Genomic DNA, 20465 nt, shown 5'->3' with positions numbered 1-20465 from the left:
GAGGATTCCGTTCGGGGAGTCGTTCAGTGGGACGGAGCAGGAGACGGGGAGGGGGAGGTGGTGCAGGCGGCGGCCTTGCGCAGGTCCTTCTTGGAGACCTTGCCCACGCCGGTCTGCGGGAAGACGTCCACGAACTCGACCCGGTCCGGCACCTTGTAGGCGGCCAGACCCCGTTCGCGTACGAACCGTTTGACGGCCACCGCCTTGAGCGGACCCGCGCCCGAGCGCAGGATCACGTAGGCGCAGACGCGTTCGCCCAGATACGGGTCGGGCTCGGCCACCACATTGGCGTCGTGGACGGCCGGGTGGGCGAGGATGTGGTTCTCGACCTCCTCGGCGGCGATCTTCTCGCCGCCCCGGTTGATCTGGTCCTTGGCGCGCCCCTCGACCACGATGTACCCGGTGTCGGTGACCCGCACGATGTCGCCGGTGCGGTAGAAGCCGTCCTCGGTGAAGGAACGGGCGTTGTGCTCGGGGGCGTTCCAGTAGCCCCGGATGGTGTACGGCCCCCGGGTGAGCAGATGTCCGGTCCCGCCCGGGGCCACCTCCTGGTCCTCGTCGTCGACGACCAGGATCTCGTCGTCGGGCGAGATGGGCCGCCCCTGCGTGGTGACGATGGTCTCGACCGGGTCGTCCAGCCGGGTGTAGTTGACCAGTCCCTCGGCCATGCCGAAGACCTGCTGGAGCGTGCAGCCGAGAGCGGGCCGCACCCGACGGGCCGCCTCCTCGCTGAACTTGGCGCCCCCCACGAGCAGGACGTCCAGGCTGCCGAGGTCGTGCGCGGTGCCCGGCGCCGCCTCCGTCCACAGCAGGGCCAGCGGTGGCACGAGCCCGGTGATGGTGACGCCCTCACGCTCGATCAGCGGGAACGCCACCTCAGGGGAGGGCGCCGGGCACATCACCACACGGCCGCCGGCGTACAGCGTGCCGAGCGAACCGGGCGAGGAGAGCGGGAAGTTGTGGGCCGCGGGCAGGACGCACAGATAGACGCTCCGCTCGTCGACGGCGCAGATCTCGTTGGAGCCCCGCAGCGAGTAGATGTAGTCGTCGTGGGTGCGCGGGATCAGTTTCGGTACGCCGGTGCTGCCGCCGGAGAGCTGGAGGAAGGCCAGGTCGTCCGGGCGCGGGCCGCCGTAGCCGACCGGCTCCTCGGCGACCTCGGACAACGCCTCGAACTCGCCGGGATCCCCCTGGGCGACGAACACGTGGCGCAGCGTGCCGACATTGGCGCGGGTCTTCGACGCCAGCTCGCGGTAGTCGTAGCCGCCGTGCTCGGCCGCGATGACATAGGCCACCGCCCCGGTGAACTCGCAGAAGTAGGTGATCTCGCTCTCGCGGTGCGCGGGCAGCGCGAAGACGGGCAGCGCGCCGATCCGGAACAGCGCGAAGATCACCTCGAAGAACTCGGCGATGTTGGGGAGTTGCACCACCACCTTGTCGCCCTTGGCGATGTCGCGGGCGAGGAAACCCGCCGCCAGCCGGTCGGCGCGCCGGTCGAGGTCGGCGTACGTCCACCGGCTTCCCGCCACGGGGTCGACGATCGCGACCCGGTCCGGATGGTCCTCGGCGCGCTGCCGCAGCATCTCCCCGAAGGTCTCCCCACGCCACCAGCCGGCCGCCCGGTACCTCTCCGCGAACTCGGCGGGCCAGGCCGGCGCCGCTTGCGTACTCACAGCTCTGCTCCCACGGCGCTCAGGAAGGTGCGGAACTTGGCCGCGGTCTCGGCGGTCTCCGCCTCGGGCTCGGAGGCGGCGACGATGCCCGCCCCCGCGTACAGGCGCAGCGTGCGCTCCTCGGCGTCGGCGCAGCGGATCGTGACGACCCACTCGCCGTCGCCCTCGGCGTCGCCCCAGCCGACCACTCCGGTGAAGAAGCCGCGGTCGAACGGCTCGGTCTCCGCGATGACCTGACGGGCCGTCGGAGTGGGCGTCCCGCACACGGCGGGCGTCGGGTGCAGTGCGCAGGCCAGCTCCAGCGCCGAGGCGTCGGAGGAGGCGAGGGTGCCGGTGACCGTGGTGGACAGGTGCCACATGGTGGCGGTGCGGATGAGCGTCGGGCGGGGCGGCACGGTCAGTTCCGTGCAGTACGGGGCGAGGGCCTGGTGGACGGCGTCGACGACGACGGCGTGCTCGTGGAGGTCCTTGACGGACTCCAGCAGCGTGGCCGCCCGGCGTACGTCCTCGGCGAGGTCGGCGCTGCGGGGGGTCGACCCGGCGAGCGGATTGGCCACGACCCGCTTTCCGCGGCGGGAGACGAGCAGTTCGGGGCTGGCGCCGATGAGGGTGCGCCCGGGGCCGGTCGGCAGCGCGAAGGTGTAGCCGGAGGGGTCGCGGCGGGCGAGGCGCTGGAGCATCGCGGGCAGGTCGAGCGGGGCCTCGGAGGTGAGTTCGAGGGTGCGGGCCAGGACGACCTTGCTGAACTCGCCGCGCCACATGCGCTCCACGGCCGCTGCGACGCCCTTGCCGTATATCTCCGGCTCGGGCACCGGGCGTATCCGCCAGCTCCCCGCGGCGGACGCGCTCGCGGGCAGGGCGATGAGCGGGTCGGAGGCGAGCGGCGGCGCACAGCGCACCGACTCCGGGACGCTCAGGGCCGCCGGGGCTGTGTGGTCGAAGGGGATGGCGCCCATGACCACCGGCGACGGTCGGCCGGCTGCGACCGCCGCGGCGAGCGTGGCGCCCACCCGTGCGGTCAACGGTCTCTCGTCGTGCGGGACAGGGAGGGCCGGACCCCGTGCGAGCAGTGTGCGCGCGGGGGTGGCGAGAAAGTGGTCGCCCGGTGTGTAGGCGTCCAGCAGCGAGGTGGCCGCTCCTACGGCCGGATGGGCCGGATCGGCCGGGGCGGTGTGCGTGGCGACCTGGGATGCCGTCGACACGGGGACTCCATTCTCGATGGTCCCGTCAGCGGGTGCGGGGGGCTGGATGGGAGGTGAGGACAGGAACGAGGGGCGGCCGGGCCGGTCAGCGCAGGGTCGCGCCGCCGTCGACGTACAGCTCCTGCATGGTGATGTGGCGGGCGCGGTCCGAGGCGAGGAACGCCACCGTCTCCGCGATGTCCCCGGGGTCGGCGATCCGGCCGAGCGGGATGCCGGTGCGATAGGTCGAGGGGTCCCCGTCGATGACGCGCTGTTCGGCGCCCGGACCGTTCCACAGCGCGCGTTGCATCGGTGTGTCGGTGGAGCCGGGTGCGACGACGTTGCAGCGAACGCCGCTGCGGGCGAGTTCGAGCCCCAGGCACTTGGTGAACATCGCGGCGGCCGCCTTGGAGGCGGCGTAGGCGGCCATGCCGGTCCGGGGGATCCCGGCGGCGTTGGAGCCGACGGTGACGACCGCCCCGGATCCGCGGGCCGCCATGAGCGGGGCGACGGCCTGGGAGACATGGAAGACGCCGGTGGCGTTCACCGCGAAGGTGTCCGCCCAGTCCTGCGCGGAGAGCACGGCCGCCGGGCCGGGGCGCAGAATGCCCGCCACGTTCACCAGGACGTCGACCGGGCCCAGTTGGTGCTCCACGCGGGCCACGGTGCTCTCCACCGAAGCGCGGTCGGTGACGTCCATCACGTACGGGGTCAGGCTGCCCTCCGCGCGCTCGCCGTCGGGCAGTTTCTCCTGGGTCAGGGCCCATTCGGTGGCCAGCGCCTCGACGCCCGGCCGGGCGCGATCGGTGGCGGCCACGCGGGCGCCGAGGGTGGCGAGCAGGTCGGCGACTGCCGCGCCGATGCCTTGTGCGGCACCGGTGACCAGAGCAGTGCGGCCGATGAACTCGCCGCTTCTGCCCGGTATGTGCTCAGGCATGAGCAACCTCCTCCGGGTGTTAGGTAAGGGTAACCTAAATTGAACCGACCGCCCAGAAGGTGTCGAGCCGTCGATATCTACTTAGGCTAGCCTCACCTTATGCAAACGCCGCGCACGGGGACCACGGCCTCGGCTCCCGAACATGACTCCACGACCGTTCAGTTGGATGGAGGCGAAGTCGACCGGACGGTGGAGGCCGTGCCCGCCGAACGACGGAAGGCGGCCCCGGTAACCGGGAACGGCACAACCTCGGAGACCGGGAGCGGAACAGCCTCGGAGACCGGACGGTCCACCGCCGGCCCCGAGGACCCCCGCCCCACGGCCGACCCGCGACGGCGGACCGTCGTCGCGGCCGTCGCCGGACTGGCCCTCGCCGTGCTGCTGTTGACGGCCCTCTCCCTCTCGATCGGCGCGGGCGAGGTCGGCCCCGGCGGCGTCCTGGACTACCTGCTGGGCCGGGACGGCGCGCGCGACAACGCCCGGCTCGCCCTCGTCGTCGGCGACCTGCGCCTCCCGCGCACCCTCACCGCGCTGTTCGTCGGAGCCGCCCTCGGTGTCGCCGGGTGCCTGCTCCAGGCGGTCACCCGCAACCCGCTGGCCGAGACCGGACTGCTCGGCGTCAACGCGGGCGCCTCGCTCGGCGTCGTCGCCGGCATCGCCCTCCTCGGCTTCGACTCCGGTTACGCCTACCTCGTCTGCGCGTTCGTCGGCGCGGTGGTCGCCAGCGGCCTCGTCCTCCTCATCTCCGGTAGACGCGGCGGCGGCTCGCCCATGCGCCTGGTCCTCGCCGGTGCGGCGCTCGGCGCCACCTTCGGCGGGCTCACCAGCGTCATCGTCGTCAACTCCGCGGAGACCTACGACAGATTCCGCTTCTGGGTCCTCGGCTCCCTCGCCGGGGTCGAGGGCTTCGGCGAACTGGGCCGCCTCGCCCCGGTTCTGGCCCTCGGCTTCGTCGTCGCCCTCCTGGTCGCCCGCCCGCTCTCCGCCCTCGCCCTCGGCGACGACCTGGCCCGGAGCCTCGGCCACCGGCCACCCGTGATCCGTACGGTCGTCGCGGTGGGCGTCACCCTCCTGACCGCCGCCGCCGTGGCGCTGGCCGGCCCCATCTCCTTCCTCGGTCTGCTCGCCGGCTTCCTCGCCCGCGCCCTGGCCGGCACCCGGCTCGCGGCGCGGCTGCTGCTCGCCGGGCTCATCGGCGCCTGCGTCCTGACGGTCTCCGACATCGCCGCCCGCGTCGTCTCCCGGCCCTTCGAGGCGCCCGTCTCCGTCATCGTCGCCCTCATCGGTGCGCCCGTCCTCATCGCCATCGTCCGCTCCAAGCAGCTGGCCTCGATGGGCATGACGGAACCGGCCACCGAGGAGCGTGCCCCCGACCGCCCCCGCCGCTTCCGGATCGCCCTGCCCCGCCCCGCCCGACGCGCCCCGAAGACGCTCCCGGTCCGCCCGGCCGACACGCTCGTCCTGCGGCGCGGCCCGCTGTCCCTGCTCGTCACCCGGCGCGCGGCCCTCGCCGCCCTCGCCCTCACCGGGGCCCTCCTGCTCGCCGTCGTCCTCTCCGCGTACGCGGGCCAGAGCGACATGGGCGTCGGCCGTACCTTCCGGGCGGTGTTCGGCCAGGGCGACCGCTTCGACGTCCTGCTCGTGCAGAGGTTCCGCCTCGGCCGCATCGTCGCCGGACTCACCGCGGGCGCCGCCCTCGGCCTCGCGGGCTGCCTCACCCAGACCCTGGCCCGCAACCGCCTGGCCACCCCCGAACTCCTCGGCGTCAACGACGGGGCCACCGCCGCCGTCCTGCTGTCCGTCACCCTCAGCGCCACCGGCTCCTTCGGCGCCTGGTGGGCCGGGCCGCTCGGCGCGCTCGCCGCCGTCGTCGTCGTCACCACCGTCTCCGGCGGACTCGGCCAACGCGGCTACCGCGTCCTCGTCGTCGGCCTCGCCATGTCCGCGCTGGCCTCCGCGATCACCCAGGTCGTCCTGTCCCGCAGATCCCTCTCCTCGGCCAGTTCGCTGTACGTATGGACCTCGGGCAGCCTCAACGGACGCAGCTACTCCGTCGCCGTCCCCGTCCTCATCGGCCTCGCCGTCCTGGTCCCGGTCGCCCTCGCCGTCGCCCGCCACCTGGGTGTCCTGCGCTTCGACGACGCGACCGCCTCCTCGCTCGGCTCCGCCCCCGGCCGGGTCCGGGCACTCTCGCTGCTCCTGGCCGTCGCCCTCGCGGGCCTCGCGGTCGGCATCTGCGGTCCCGTCGGATTCGTGGCGCTGGCCTCCCCGGTCATCGCCTCCCGGCTCGCCGGACCCCTGCGCGTCCCGCTCGTCGGCTCGATGCTCACCGGAGCCGTTCTCGTGGTCGCCGCCGACACCCTCGGCCGCATCGCCTTCGACGGCGTCGAACTCCCCGTCGGCATCGTCACCACCGTCCTCGGCGGCCCGTTCCTGCTGTGGGTCCTGCTCGGCCGCTCCGCCGCCACCCGCGTCTGAGAGGCCGCCCGCACATGACCAGCTCGCAGCGCCGCACCCCGTCGGCGCCCGCCCCTGCCGCACCCGCCCCTCCCGCACCCGCGGGACCGACCGGAACCGAGGCGCACACCGTGCGAAGTCCCCTCCTGCGCACGCTCGTCGAGGACGTGACCGCGGGCAGCCCCGACGCCGAGGAGGCGTTCTGGAGCCACGTGAGCACCGCCGGCGCCCCCCTCGTCGAGCCCGACCCCGAGGGCGACCCCGGCCACCGGCTCGTCACCTTCGTCCGTCGTGAGGACCCCGAACGCCCCGCCACCCACGTCCTGGCCCTCCTCCACACGGTCACCGACCAGGACCGGCACGCGGGCGACCTCGCCCCGCACCTGATGGAACGCGTCGAAGGCACCGGCGTCTGGGCGATCAGCCACCGGCTGCGCGCCGACCACCGCGCCTCGTACCAGTTCCACGCCACCGACGGAACCCGCGAGGATGCGCTGCGCGCCGACCGGGCCGCCTGGCTCCAGGTCCTCGACCACGCCGAACCCGACCCGCTCAACGACCGCGCCCCACTGCCCTCCCGGGACGGCCGCAACCCCGCCTCCGTGCTCGAACTCCCCGAAGCCCCGCCCCAGTCGCGGACCCGGCGGCGCGACGACGTGGACCGGGGGCGCACGCTCGACGCCGAGGTGGACGGCCGCCGGATCACGGTCCACCTGCCGCCCGGCCACCGCCCCGACGGCGGCCCGTACGCGCTCGCCGTGCTCCTCGACGGCGAGATGTGGGGCCCGGTCCTCGGCGTCGGCGACATCCTCGACAACCTGCACGCCGACGGGGACCTGCCCCCCACCGTCGCGGTCCTGGTCGACACCATGGGCCGGCGCATGGAGGACCTGGCCTGCAGCGCCCCGTTCGTCGACTGGCTGGCGGACACCCTGCTGCCCTGGGCCGGGCGGGAGTACGGGGCCGGGGCCGACGCCGCACGGACCGTCGTCGCCGGACAGAGCGCGGGCGGCCTCACCGCCGCGTTCGCCGCTTTCCGACGCCCCGGCCGCTTCGGCCTCGCGCTCTCCCAGTCCGGCTCCTTCTGGTGGCCCGACGACGCACGCGGCAGCGAGTGGCTCACCGGGCAGTACGCCCGGGCCGAACGCAGGCCGGTGACGCTCCACCTGGAGGTCGGCCTCCAGGAATGGATGCTCCTCGCGGAGAACCGCAGGCTCCGCAATGTGCTGCGCGTCCGCGGATACGACGTCCGCTACCGGGAGTTCAACGGCGGCCACGACTACGCCTGCTGGCGCGGCGGCCTCGCCGACGGCCTGGCGGAGCTGCTCGGCGGACGCTGAGCCCACGCCGTGACCGCCCGGTCCCGGGCACGAAGAAGGGGGCGGGGACGGCATCCCCCTCCGGGTGCCGTCCCCGCCCCCTTTCCCCGTGCCCGCTCAGCCCCTGACGACCGGGGCCTCCTCCGCCGCCGGGTCCTCACCGGGCGGCGGCGTGTCCTCGTCGTCGAACGGCGGCGGTTGCGGGGCCTCGCGCGGCAGCCGCAGAGCGATCAGGGCCCCGGCCGCGACGAGCGCCGCGGTCACCCAGACCGCGGTGCGGTACGGACCCGGATCGGCGGCCTCCGTCACATGACCGCCGCCGATCACCGCCGCACAGGCGGCGATGCCCACCGCGCCGCCCAGAGTGCGGACGATCTGGAACAGGCCCATCGCCTGACCCATGTCGGACGGTGCGATCGTCGCGAATCCGGAGATCTGCACGGTCAGCACCGCCGTGCCGAGCACCAGGCCGATCAGGAACATCAGCCCGCGCACGCTCCACGCGTTCTCCGCCACCCCGGGCACGGCGAGCGTCGCGAAGACCGCGGCGGCCACCAGCAGCGCCGGCACGGTCAGCAGCCGGGGGCCGAGCCGCGGCAGCAGCCGGTCCACCACCTGCGAGGCGAGCATCAGCCCCACCGCCTCCGGAAACACGCTCAGCCCGGCGTCCAGCGCCGAGGCGCCCAGGCTCGCCTGGTAGAGCAGCGGGAAGACGAACAGCACGCCCATCAGCCCGGCGGCCGTCACCCCGGCCAGCGCGGAGGCCGGCCCGTACACCCGGTCGGCGAGCAGCCGCAGCCTCAGCAACGGCGTCCCCGCACGCACCTGGTGCAGGACGGCGGCCACCAGCAGGACGGACCCCAGGGCCGCGCTCACGGCGACGGCCGGCCGCGTCCAGCCCTGCGAGGGGCCGAAGCCGAGCGCGTACGTCAGCAGACCCAGCGCCGGAGTGGCCAGCCAGAAGCCGACCGTGTCGAACCTCCCCTCCGGACCCTCGACATGCTCCCGCAGCCCGAAGAGGCCCAGCAGCACGGCGGCCGTTCCGATCGGCACGTTCACGAAGAACAGCCAGTGCCAGGAGAGATGTTCGGTGAGCAGCCCGCCCAGCGGCGGACCGAGCGCCGGCATCAGGGCGGTCGGCACGATCAGCACCTTGGCCAGCTTCATCCGCTCGTGCGGCGGGAACGCCCGGAACAGCAGCGTCATCCCGACCGGGGTCAACAACCCGCCCGCCAGGCCCTGTACGGCACGGGCGACCACCAGCGTGGTGAGGTCCGGGGCCAGACCGCAGACCGCGGAGGCGATCGTGAACGCGGTCAGCGCGCCGAGGAACACCCGCTTCGTGCCGAAGCGGTCGCCCAGCCAGCCCGCCACCGGCAGCCCCACCGCGAGCGCGACCAGAAAGGCCGTCTCCACGGTGTTCGCCGCCGACAGCGGCCGCCCGAAGTCGCCCGCGATCGTGTAGAGCGCCGGGTTCACGATCGTCGAGTCCAGGCCGTTCATGCACATCGCGGCCGTGTAGACGAGGACGACCGCGACCCGCGGACGTATCCGGGGCCGGATCAGCAGCCCGCTCACCGCGCGGAGACGGGGACGGGGCCGTCCCCGTGCGTGGTGATCCAGTCCAGCGCGTCCTGGCGGGCGCACGGGCCGTGAACCGTCGACCAGCCCTCGGGCACCGCCGCGAACAGCGGCCACAGCGAGTGCTGTCCCTCCACGTTGGCCAGGACGAGGAACTCCCCGTCCGCGTCGAAGGGGTTGGCGGATGCGTCGCTCATCGGTGTCACTTCTCCAGCTCGGTCAGTCGGTCGGCGACCACGCGTGCGATGTGCGCGATCGGCTCGGGCAGGGTCATGTCCTTGTGCGAGCAGGCGACGTTCGTGTTGTCGACGCGCCCGCTCACGTACGGGGTCCAGGTCTCCGGCGTCAGGGTGTCGTCGATGGTGTCCACCGTGGCCCGGAAGAACAGCACATCGCCCCGGAACACCCGGTGGTCGTAGGCCCGTACGAGGTCGTTGGTGTTGAGGTACACCTCGCCGAGCGCCTCGATCCTCGCGGCGGAGAGCGCCGCCAGCGGGGAGCCCTCGCGGCGCAGCACCTCCACCACGTTCGCCGTGTTCAGCTCCTGGCCCCCGAGGCTCTCGGGGCCGTAACCGCCCATGGTGAGCAGCGATTCGAGAGCCTCGGCCCGGTCGGGCACCGGCAGGCCGCGGAAGCCCTCGGCGGGATACGCGTCCAGGATCGCCAGCAACTCGACCTCCTGGCCCGCCTCCTGCAGGACCGCCGCGATCGCGTGCGCGATGATTCCGCCGGTCGACCAGCCGAGCAGCCGGTAGGGGCCCTCCGGCTGGACCTCCCGGACGCGGGAGGCGTAGTGCGCGGCCAGCTCCTCCAGCGTGGTCGGCAGCGGATCGTCCGCCGTCGCCCCGCCGACGCCCTGCGCCTGGAGACCGTAGATCGGCACGTCGGACGGCAGATGGCGGATCAGACCGGCGTAGCACCAGCTCAGACCGCCCGCCGGGTGCACGCAGTGGACCGGGGCGCGGTCGCCGGGGCGGGCGGGCCGCAGCGGCAGCAGCACATCGAGCGGGTCCTCCTCGCGCGAGACGTCCAGCGCCACGTCCAGCGCTGCGGGCGTCGGAGCCTGGAACACCGTGCCGATCGACACCTCGATGCCGAACGCCGACCTGATCCGCCCGGCGAGGCGCACCGCGAGCAGCGAATGGCCGCCCAGGTCGAAGAAGTTGTCCTCCACCCCGGCGGACGGCAGCCCCAGCACCTCCGCGAAGACCGCGCAGAGCTGTTCCTCGCGGACCGTGCGCGGCGCGCGCCCACCGGCGTTCACCGGGGCGCCCGGAGCGGGCAGCGCCGTGCGGTCCAGCTTGCCGTTGCCGGTCAGCGGCAGTCGCTCCAGAACCACCACCGCCGAGGGCACCATGTGCACCGGAAGCGTGGCGGCGGCGTGCTCGCGCAGGGCTGCCGGGACCGGGTCCGTGCCGGGTGCGGGGACGACGTATCCGACCAGACGTCTGTCGCCGGGTGCGTCCTCGCGGACCACGACCGCCACATCCGCGACCTCCGGGTGCGCGGCCAACACCGCTTCGATCTCGCCGGGTTCGATGCGGAACCCGCGGATCTTCACCTGCTGGTCGCCCCGGCCGAAGTACTCCAGCGTGCCGTCCGGGCGCCGCCGGGCGAGGTCGCCCGAGCGGTACATCCGCCTGCCGCTCTCCCCGAAGAGAGGCGCGAACGGGTCGGCGACGAAGCGCCCCGCCGTCAGGTCCGGGCGGCCCAGATAGCCGAGCGCCACCCCCTCGCCGGCGACGTACATCTCGCCGGTCACGCCGGGCGGCACCGGCTGCAGCCGGTCGTCCAGCACATAGACGCGCAGGTCGGGAATGTTCACGCCGATGGTGCTGGAGACCGCGGAGGCGGCCGTCGCCCGGTCCAGCGCCAGATACGAGACATGGACGGTCGTCTCGGTGATGCCGTACATGTTGACCAGCGTCGGCGCGTTCTCCTGGTGGCGGGTGTACCAGTCCGCCAGCCGCCCCAGCTCCAGCGCCTCACCGCCGAACACCACGTAACGCAGAGCCAGTTCGTGTCCCGGGGCCTCCCGGTCGGCGGCGGCCAGCTGGTAGAAGGCGGACGGCGTCTGGTTGAGGACGGTCACCCCCTCGTCCGCCAGCAGCCGCAGGAACGCGTGCGGGTCACGGCTGGTCGCGTACGGGACGACGACGACCCGCCCGCCGTACAGCAGCGCGCCCCACAGCTCCCACACCGAGAAGTCGAAAGCGTAGGAGTGGAACAGCGTCCACACGTCGTCCGGCCCGAACGAGAACCAGTGCTCGGTCGCCGTCAGCAGCCGCGTCACGTTGTGCTGGGTGACCACGACCCCCTTCGGGCGGCCGGTGGACCCCGAGGTGTAGATCACGTACGCCGGGTCACCCGGGCTCAGCGGCCGGGTGCGCTCCGCCTGGCCGAGGGGCCCGTCCGGGAAGCCCGCCGCCCCGTCCACGGTGATCAGCGGCAGATCGTGCGCGGGCAGCCGCCCGGCCGTCCCGGCGTCGGTGATCAGCGCCGCCGGACGGGCGTCGTCCAGCATGTACGCGAGTCGGTCCGCCGGGTAGTCGGGGTCCATCGGCAGATACGCGGCCCCCGCCAGGGACACCGCGAGCAGCCCGGCCACCAGGTCCGTGGAGCGCGGCAGCGCGAGCGCCACGATCGAGCCGGGGCCGATCCCCCGGGCCGCCAGCAGCCGGGCCAGCGACCGGGCCCGGGAGGACAGTTCGGCGTACGTCAGCGACGCGCCCCCGCAGCTGACCGCCACCCGGTCGGGGTGCCGTCGCGCCGCCACCTCGTAGACCTCGGCGAGTGTGAGCGGCACCGGCCGGTCGTGGTTGACGCCGTTGGCCCCGACCACGGCACGGTGGACCTCGTCCTCGCCGAGGACGGGCAGCAGGCCGATCGGGGTGCCGGGCCGCTCGGCCGCCGCGGTGAGCAGCCGGGACAGCCGGTCCGCGAGGGACTGGGCGGTCGACCGGTCGAAGAGGTCGGTACGGAACTCCAGGAACCCCCCGATCCCGCCTCCGGGCAGTTCGCCCGCGTTCAGGGTCAGGTCGAACTTCGCGGTGCCGGACGGCACGGCGGTCAGCCGCGCGGTGGTGTCCGGGCCGAGCGGGACGGGTCCGTCCGCGAGCGACTGCCAGGCCAGCATGGTCTGGAACAGCGGGTGCCGGGCCAGCGAGCGCGGCGGGTTCAGGGCCTCGACGAGGTGGTCGAAGGGCAGTGCGTCGTGCTCGTACGCGGCGAGCGTGGTTGCCCGCACCCGGTCCAGCAGGTCGCCGAAGGCGGGGTCGCCGGAGGTGTCGGTGCGCAGGACCACGGTGTTGGTGAAGAAGCCGACGAGCCCGGCCGTGGCGTCGTCGTCGCGGCCCGCGACGGGGGTGCCGAGAGGAATGTCGGTGCCGCAGCCGTGCCGGGTCAGCAGGGCCGCGAGCCCGGCCTGCACGGTCATGAACACGGTCGCCCCGTGCGCCCGTGCGAGCCGGCGCAGCGCCTCGTGCGCGGTGGCGTCCAGCGCGAAGGGCACGGTGTCGCCCGCCGAGGTGGCCACGGGCGGCCGGGGCCGGTCGGTGGGCAGCTCCAGCTGGTCCGGCAGCCCGGCGAGCGCGTCCCGCCAGTGCGCGAGCTGGGCCTCGGCGAGCGGGGTCGGATCGGCGGGGGTGCCCAGGAGCCGCCGGAGCCGGGCCGCGTGGTCCACGTACTGGCCGCTCAGCGGAGTGAAGTCCGGGGTGAGGCCCGCGGCGCGGGCGGTGTAGGCGGTGGCCAGGTCCCGGGCCAGGGGAGTGGTGGAGGCCCCGTCACCCGCTATGTGGTGCAGCAGGAGGAGCACGGTGTGGTGGTCCGGGGCCCCGGTGAACAGGACCGTGCGCAGCGGGGGTTCGCCTGCGAGGTCGAAGCAGTGGCGCACGGCCTCCGTGAGATCGCTGCCCGGCTCCGCCAGGTGCAGCACCGGGCGGGCGGCCGGGTCGTCGGGGGCGAGGATCCGCTGGTGGGGGGTGTCGTCCGGGGCGCCGGCGCCCATGCCGTCGTCGGTGAAGTCGGTGGCGTTGTCCGTGGGCGGATATACCGTTCGTAGCGTCTCGTGACGCTCTGCCAGGTCGTGCAGGGCGAGCTGGAGCGCGTCGCGGTCGAGCGGGCCGTTGACGTTCAGGACGAGCGGGATGTTGTAGGTGGGGCTGGGGCCTTCGAGGCGGTGGAGGAACCACAGCCGCTGCTGGGCCGGGGACAGGGGGAGGGGACCGGTGCGCGGCACGGGGGAGAGCGGGACGGACGCGGTGGCCGCGCCGCCGCGCGTGCGGACCAGCGCCGCCAGGGCGGCGGGAGTGGTGTGGCGGAAGACGTCGGCGATGCCCATCGGCACGCCGAAGTGCTCCCGCACGCGGGCGGCCAGCCGGGCGGCGAGCAGCGAATGCCCGCCGAGTTCGAGGAAGCCCGCGTCGGCGGCCGGGGGTTCGGCGATACCGAGCACGTCGGCGAAGAGCCCGCGCACGATCTCGGCGTGCGGCCCGCCGGCGCCGACCGCGCTGTCCGAGCCGCCCGCTGCGGACGGGAGCGGTTCGGGATCGGGCAGCGCGCGGTGGTCGAGCTTGTCGTTCGCGGTACGGGGCAGCGCGTCCAGGAGCGTCACGGTCGCGGGGACCATGTGCTCGGGCAGGCCCCCGGCCAGGTGGTCGCGCAGCTCGGCGGGGGTCGGCGGCGCGCTGTCGGCGGCAGGGGCGTCGCCCTCGGGCCGCGCAGGCGGGGCGTTCCGCTCCTTCACCGGGACCGCGTAGGCCAGCAGCCGCTTGCCGTGGCCGGTGTCGCGGGCGATGACCGCGGCCGCCGCCACCCGCGGGTGCGCGGCCAGCCGGGCCTGGATCTCACCGAGTTCGATCCGGAAGCCGCGGATCTTCACCTGGTCGTCGCCGCGCCCCAGGAACTCCAGGGTGTGGTCCTCGCGGCGGCGCACCAGGTCCCCGGTGCGGTACATCCGGCCCCCGGGAGCGCCGTTCGGCGCGCCGAACGGGTCCGCGACGAACCGCTCGGCCGTCAGGTCGGGGCGGCCCGGATAGCCGAGGGCCAGACAGGCCCCCGCGACGTACAGCTCGCCCGTCGCACCGGCCGGTACCGGACGCAGGGAGGAGTCCAGGACGTAGACGCGTGAGCCGCGCACGGGACGGCCGTCCGGCCGGGCGGCCGAGGTCCCGGGCACCCAGTAGTAGGCGTCGACCGTCGTCTCGGTCGGCCCGTAGAGGTTCACCGGGTGCACGTCCCCGGCCTCGGTCAGCCGCTCCCACAGCGGCGGGGGGACGGTCTCCCCGCCGACCACCAGATGGGCCGGGTGGTGGCGGCCCTCGTCCAGCAGGCCTTCGGCGATGAGCGCCTCGGCGTAGGAGGGAGTGACGTCGAGATAGTCGATCAGATGCGTGCCGACGTACGCGGTGAGCGCCGCCGGATCCCGGTAGGCGGTGTCGTCCAGCAGGTGCAGCTCGTGCCCGTGGACCATCCACAGCACCGGGTCCCAGGACGCGTCGAAGGCGAACGAGGCGCTGTGCGCGACCCGGAGGCGCTCCCGGCCGGTCCGGGCGAGGGCCGGGGCGATGTGGTCCGTGCCGTGCCCGGCGCAGAGGTTGGCGAGCGAGGCGTGGCCGACGAGGACGCCCTTGGGGCGGCCCGTGGAACCGGAGGTGTGGATCAGGTAGGCGGGGTCCGCGAGCGAGGGCCCGGTGGGCAGCGGCCCGTCGGGGCAGGCGGCGAGGGCGTCGGCCGTGGCGGGAGCGTCGAGCGCGACGGTCGGCAGCCCGTGGTCGGGCAGCGCGGCGAGCGTCGCGGCCGTGCCGATCACGCACAGCGGCCGCGCGTCCTCCAGGACGGCCAGGGTCCGGGCGGCGGGGTGGCCGAGGTCCAGCGGCTGGCAGACCCGGCCCGCCTTGAGCACGGCCAGCAGCGCGACGACCAGGTCGGCGGTCCGGGGCAGCGCCAGCGCCACCGTGCCGCGGCTCCCTGCGCCCGCGGCGGGAGCGCCGAGACCGGCCAGCAGGCGGGCCAGTCGGTCGGAGGCGGCGTCCAGCTCGGCGAAGGTGAGCCGGGCCCCGGGCTCGGCGGCGGCCGCGTCCGCGCCCGCACGGGTGTCCGTACCGGCTGTCGCGCCTCGGAACGTGCCCGCCACGGTGGAGCGGACGGCGACGGCGTCCGGTGTCCGGGCCGCCTGCGCGGTGAACGACCGGGGAAGGGTGAGCGGGGCGGCGGGCTCGGAGCGACCGTAGGTCACGGCCTCGCGCACCTGGTCGCCGCTGAGCAGGTCCAGGGTGCCGATCGGGCGGTCGGGGTCGGTCAGCAGCAGCTCGGTCAGGCCGTCCAGATAGCGCAGCCAGCTGTCCTCGTGGGCGGCGAGGCCCTCCGGCCCGTACGCTGCGGGGTTGGCGTCGAGGGTGAGCCGCAGACCTCCGCCCGGGCCGGGTGCGGCGCCGACGGCGAGGCCTTCCACCGGTCCGGCCGCGAGGTTGCGCACGGTGCCCGTGGCTCCGGCGAAGTCCAGGACGCCGTCGAACGGCTTGACGTTGACCATCGGACCGGTCAGCGGGGCGTCGGCCGACTCCAGGACCAGGTCGCGGCGCAGGTCGGCCTGCGGATAGCGCTGATGACGGCGGACCTCGCGGATCTCCAGCACCACCCGGCGCAGCAGTTCGGCCCCGGTGTCGCCGGGACGGACGGAGATCCGCAGCGGCAGCACGTTCACCGTCATGGCCGGGGTCCGCAGCGCCGCCGGCCCCCGCCGGTTGGTCAACGGCAGGCCCAGCACGACGTCCTCGGCGCCGGTGAGCCGGTGCAGATGCCCGGCGGTCGCGGCCACCACCAGCTCGGCCCAGGTCGCCTTCGCCGCACGCGCCGCCCCGGACAGCCGCTCCAGGGCCTCGGCGGGGAGATCGGTGGTCCGATGGAGCAGGGCGCCGGCCGGTGTGTCCGAGGGCGCGGGGGAGCGGTGGGGAGCGGTGACGGAGGAGCCCGCCATGCGCGCGGCCCAGAACGCCCGGTCCGCCGTGTACTCATCGCCGTCCAGGTACGCCGCCTCCTGCCCGGTCAGCTCGCCCAGCGGGGCGAACCGGCACCGGGGCGGCGGCTCTTCGGCGACCAGCGCCCGGTAGAGCTCGGCGACGCGCTGCCCGATGAGGGACAGGGCGTAGGCGTCGACGGCTATGTGGTGCACGCGCTGGTACCACCGGTGGCGCCCTTCGCCGACCCGGATCAGCGCCTGTGTCATCAGGGCGCCGTCGGCGGCGAGGTCCACCGGCCGGGCCAGGTCCTCCCGCATCCACGCCTCGGCCCGGTCCTCCGCCAACTCCAGCCGGTGCACCAGGGGTTCGGCGGCGCGTACGATCCGCTGCTCCGGTACGCCGCCGGCCTCGGACACGCGCAGGGCGAGGGTCTCCGCCTCGCCCACCGTCCGTCTCACGGCCTCCACGAACAGGTCCGCGTCCAGCGGCCCGTCGATCTCCACGCAGTCGGCCGTGTTCAGCTCGGTGCCGAGAGGGGCCATCCGGTGCGCGTAGTAGATGCCCGACTGGGCCGTCAGGAGGGGGAGTCCGGGGGAAGGCGCGCCGCCGGAGTGCGCTGCCGAAGAGCTGGTCGGGCGGTTCGGACGCTCATGCATGTGTGTGACGACTCCCCTGAAGGACAACGGACACCGGGCCGACGGGCTCTCGGCGCACACTTAGGTAAGGCTAAGTTAACCTATTTCCGACAGCGCAGGCGACCGCCCCGGGGCGGTCCGGAACGCAAGGAGAGCCCATGACCGTTCCCGCAGCCCCACGCCCCGAGACGCGGGCCGACAGGACGGCCGATGAGCGGATCCGTGCCCTCAGGGCCGCCGTGCGGGAGACGATCGGCGCCGGCGCCCCGGCCCTGCTCGACCTGAGCCGGCGTCTGCACGCCGAGCCCGAGACCGCGTTCGAGGAGCACAAGGCCGCCGCCCTCTGTCATGAACTCCTCGCCGCACACGGCTTCGAGGTCACCGCGCCCGCCCACGGCCTGGACACGGCGTTCCGCGCCACGATCGGCTCCGGCCCCGTCACCGTGGCCATCGCCTGCGAGTACGACGCCCTGCCGGGCCTCGGCCACGCCTGCGGGCACAACCTCATCGCCGCCGCCGGAGTCGGCGCGGCCCTCGGACTCGCTCCGTACGCGGACGAACTCGGCCTGACCGTCCGGGTCGTCGGCACACCCGCCGAGGAACGGGGCGCGGGCAAGGCCCTGCTGCTGGAGGCCGGAGCGTTCGACGGGGTCGACGCCGCGATGATGGTGCACCCCTGCCCCTTCGAGATGGCCGACTTCCGCTCCTTCGCGCTCGGCACCCTCGACGTCGTCTACACCGGCCGCGCCGCGCACCCCAGCCTCAACCCGCACGAGGGCCGCAACGCCGCCGACGCCCTGACCGTCGCCCAGGTCGCCCTCGGCCTCCTGCGTCAGCAACTGCCGCCCCAGTGGCGGGTGCACGGCATCACCACCGCCGCCGGAACCGCGCCCAACGCGATACCCGACCGGGCCACCGCCACGTACGAGATACGGGCGCTGGCCGCCGAGGACCTGCGGGAGCTGCGGCAGCGGGTCGAGGACTGCTTCCGTGCCGGGGCGCTCGCCACCGGCTGCGAGGTGACCCTGGAACGGCCCGAACCCGACTACCTGGACTTCCGGGGAGACCCGGAGCTGATCCGGCTCTGGACCGCCAACGCCCGCGAGTTGGGCCGCGCCGAACCGGTCGAGCGACCGCCGTTCGCCTGCACCGACATGGGCAACGTCTCGCACGTGGTGCCGTCCATCCACCCGGTGCTCGACATCAGCGGCGGTGCCTGCGGTCCGCACGAGGCGGCGTTCGCCGATGCCGCGATCTCCCCGGCGGCCGAACAGGCCCTGCTCGACGGGGCGGTGGGCATGGCGTGGACGGCCGCCGACTTCGCGGCTTCGCGGCGCTCCGCGGCCGGCCGTCCGTCCGTCCGACGGGGCCTGACGGGGCGTCCGACGCCGTGGGGCCCGGACCGGCGGTCGCCGGACCGGGCCCCATCGCGTGGAGGTCACCCGGAGGTCACTTCGCCGAGAGCGCCTCGACGTAGTCCTTGAGGACGGCGTCCGCCGCGAGCGGGCCACCGCGGGTGGACCACACCGAGCCGTCGACGGTCACCGCGTGGTCGTTCTTGACGGCGCCCAACTCCTTGTAGGCGGGCTTGGACTGGACGTCCTTGAGCGCCTTCTCGCCGTCCGAGGTCAGCGTCGACAGGAACAGCCAGTCGCCGTCGATCTCGTTGATCTTCTCCAGGCTCAGCGACGGCGTGTGCGCGTTGCCGTCCTTGTTCTGGGACGCGGGCCGCTTCAGCCCCATCTCCAGGGCGACGCCACTGGCGAACTGCTTGTTCTCCATCCAGCTCGGCCCGTCCGGGTTCCAGCGGACGATGGAGACCTCGGCGCCCTTGTTCGCGCCCAGCTTCTCACCGGCGGCCTTGGCGGCGGCCTCGTGGCCGGTGATGAACTTGTTCGCGTCGTCCAGCTTGTTGACGGCGTTGCCGACGCCGCGGAAGAACAGCTTCCAGTCGTCGGTCGGCGCCATCGTCACCAGCGTGGCCGGGGTGATCTCCCGCAGCTGCTTCAACACCTGCTCGTCCTGCATGTCACCGGCGAGGATCAGGTCGGGCTTGGCGGCGACGACCTTGTCCATGACCGGCTGGAGCAGGTTGCCCACGACGTCGATGCCCTCGACCTTGTCGGCGAGGTAGGCCGGCGGCTCGTCCAGCCCCTGCCCGTTGGTGATGCCGACCGGCTTGAGGTCCAACGCCAGTACCGCGTCCAGGTCTTCCTGGGTCAGGGTGACGATGCGCTTCGGCTGCGCCGGGATCTCCACGGCCTTGCCGGTGGCGTCCTTGACCGTACGGGTCGCGGAGGAGGCGGAGTCCGCCTTCCCGCCCTCGTCCCCGGAGGACTTGCCCGATGCGGAGTCCGAACCGCAGGCCGTCAGCAGCAGGGTGGCGGCCCCGAGCGCGGCGACGGCTTGCGCCGCTCTTCGGGCGGCGGTACGGGCGGGGCGGAGGTGCAGGGTCATCAAGGGCTCCGGGTTCAACGGGACATGAAGCGGTGACGGCCGCACGGTCACGCGGATGCGGCCGTCGGCTCGTGAGCGAGCTAAGGTTAGCCTTACTTTAGCGGCAGCGGGCAAAGTGATGCCCCTGTCCTTCGGAAAGGCCGGTCCCCGTGGAAATCCGTGTCGAACAGCTCACCGCTGGATACGCCGGGCACACCGCCGTGGATCAGGTCGACCTGACGGTCCCCTCCGGACAGGTCGTGGCGATCGTCGGACCCAACGGGTGCGGCAAATCGACCCTCCTGCGCTCCATGGCCCGCCTCCACCAGCCCCGCTCCGGACGGGTGTTCGTCGGCGACGCCGACGTCTGGCAGCTGCGCCAGCGCGACGCCGCCCACCGCATCGCTCTGCTGCCCCAGGCCCCGCAGGCACCCGAGGCGGTCACCGTCGCCGGACTCGTGCGGTACGGACGCCACCCGCACCAGGGGCTGTTCCGCCAGTGGTCGGAGGAGGACGAGAGCGCCGTCACCCGCGCCCTGGAGGCCACCGGCACCGCCGCCCTGGCCGGACGCCGGCTCGACCAGCTCTCCGGAGGCCAGCGCCAGCGCTGCTGGCTCGCCATGTCCCTCGCCCAGGAGACTCCCGTCGTCCTGCTCGACGAACCCACCAGCGCCCTCGACATCGGCCACGCCGTGGAGGTGCTGGACCTGGTCCGCGAAGTCGCCGCGCAGGGCCGCACCATCGTCATGGTGCTCCACGACCTCGCCGCCGCCGCACGGTACGCCGACACGCTGGTGGCCATGCGCGACGGGCGGATCGTCGCCGCGGGGCCGCCCCGCGAGACCGTGGACACCGCACTGGTCCAGGAGCTCTACGGCATCGAGGCGGAGATCCTCACCGCGACCTCCGACGGCGCGCCCGTCGTCGTACCGACCGTGCGCGTACCGGTCGCCTGATCCCGACGAGGCGGCACCCCCCCGCTCCTGGATCGACGACCGCCGGACTGTCAGAGGCGGCGCCTAAGGGCTGTCCCGCAATTCCCGGTGGATCGGCGCGCGGCGTCAGATGCGGTGCATCGCAAGGCGGAGGGACGTCCGCATACTGGATGTATGGGGACGTTCCGACAACGCGGCGAGGTGCCGTAGCTGTCGTCGCGCGCCCGCCGGGAATTGCGGGACAGCCCTTAGGGCTTGCAGAACAATAAGTTGCGCACTCGCGCTCTTGACACCGCAGCTCATGCACGGTGTTCGACAGCAAGTTGATTCTCTGCAAGCCCTTAGCCTGTGA

Annotated in this window: 11 protein-coding genes; 4 read left to right on the top strand and 7 right to left on the bottom strand. The window is 73.8% G+C overall.

Annotated elements, in window-relative coordinates:
* Positions 1-23 precede the first annotated feature (23 nt).
* The 3 genes from OG245_RS02070 to OG245_RS02060 form a co-directional block, all read right to left on the bottom strand.
* On the bottom strand, positions 24-1673 hold the full coding sequence (locus tag OG245_RS02070; protein ID WP_371621818.1) for a (2,3-dihydroxybenzoyl)adenylate synthase: 1650 nt from the start codon (positions 1671-1673) through the stop codon (positions 24-26).
* Entirely contained in the window at positions 1670-2875 is a 1206-nt protein-coding gene (gene dhbC / locus OG245_RS02065) for an isochorismate synthase DhbC (RefSeq protein ID WP_371621817.1), read from the bottom strand. The genes OG245_RS02070 and dhbC overlap by 4 nt, the downstream gene beginning before the upstream one ends.
* Positions 2876-2960: 85 nt before the next feature.
* Positions 2961-3791 carry a 2,3-dihydro-2,3-dihydroxybenzoate dehydrogenase gene (locus OG245_RS02060; RefSeq protein ID WP_371621816.1) on the bottom strand — a complete coding sequence of 277 codons (831 nt, stop codon included), beginning with the start codon at positions 3789-3791 and terminating at the stop codon, positions 2961-2963.
* Positions 3792-3890: 99 nt separating this feature from the next.
* Here OG245_RS02060 and fhuB point away from each other — a divergent pair, with 99 nt between their 5' ends.
* Entirely contained in the window at positions 3891-6269 is a 2379-nt protein-coding gene (gene fhuB / locus OG245_RS02055) for a Fe(3+)-hydroxamate ABC transporter permease FhuB (protein ID WP_371621815.1), read from the top strand.
* A 14-nt stretch (positions 6270-6283) separates the two neighbouring features.
* The gene (gene fes / locus OG245_RS02050; RefSeq protein ID WP_371621814.1) at positions 6284-7588 is read left to right on the top strand and encodes an enterochelin esterase; all 1305 of its coding nucleotides are present in this window, start codon (positions 6284-6286) and stop codon (positions 7586-7588) included.
* A 96-nt stretch (positions 7589-7684) separates the two neighbouring features.
* Here fes and OG245_RS02045 read toward each other — a convergent pair whose 3' ends face one another.
* The 3 genes from OG245_RS02045 to OG245_RS02035 are packed head-to-tail and all read right to left on the bottom strand — an operon-like array spanning position 7685 to position 16763.
* The gene (locus OG245_RS02045) at positions 7685-9145 is read right to left on the bottom strand and encodes a DHA2 family efflux MFS transporter permease subunit (RefSeq protein WP_371621813.1); all 1461 of its coding nucleotides are present in this window, start codon (positions 9143-9145) and stop codon (positions 7685-7687) included.
* Positions 9142-9345: an MbtH family protein gene (locus OG245_RS02040; RefSeq protein ID WP_371621812.1), complete on the bottom strand. Its 204-nt coding sequence runs from the start codon at positions 9343-9345 to the stop codon at positions 9142-9144. The genes OG245_RS02045 and OG245_RS02040 overlap by 4 nt, the downstream gene beginning before the upstream one ends.
* A gap of 5 nt (positions 9346-9350) precedes the next feature.
* Complete coding sequence (locus OG245_RS02035; RefSeq protein ID WP_371621811.1) at positions 9351-16763, bottom strand: amino acid adenylation domain-containing protein; 7413 nt, start codon at positions 16761-16763, stop codon at positions 9351-9353.
* Between the two features lie 137 nt (positions 16764-16900).
* On the opposite strand from OG245_RS02035, the gene OG245_RS02030 reads away from it, so the two are divergent.
* A complete protein-coding gene (locus tag OG245_RS02030; protein WP_371621810.1) occupies positions 16901-18226 on the top strand; it encodes a M20 family metallopeptidase in 1326 nt (441 codons plus the stop codon).
* Here the strand turns inward: OG245_RS02030 and OG245_RS02025 are convergent.
* Entirely contained in the window at positions 18192-19199 is a 1008-nt protein-coding gene (locus tag OG245_RS02025; protein ID WP_371621809.1) for an ABC transporter substrate-binding protein, read from the bottom strand. The two genes, OG245_RS02030 and OG245_RS02025, sit on opposite strands and share 35 nt — an antisense overlap.
* 149 nt (positions 19200-19348) lie before the next feature.
* Here OG245_RS02025 and OG245_RS02020 point away from each other — a divergent pair, with 149 nt between their 5' ends.
* On the top strand, positions 19349-20134 hold the full coding sequence (locus OG245_RS02020; RefSeq protein ID WP_371621808.1) for an ABC transporter ATP-binding protein: 786 nt from the start codon (positions 19349-19351) through the stop codon (positions 20132-20134).
* Positions 20135-20465: the final 331 nt, after the last annotated feature.

This window comes from Streptomyces sp. NBC_01116, assembly GCF_041435495.1.
Classification (GTDB): Bacteria; Actinomycetota; Actinomycetes; order Streptomycetales; family Streptomycetaceae; genus Streptomyces.
This window is presented reverse-complemented; position numbering and strand designations above follow the sequence as displayed.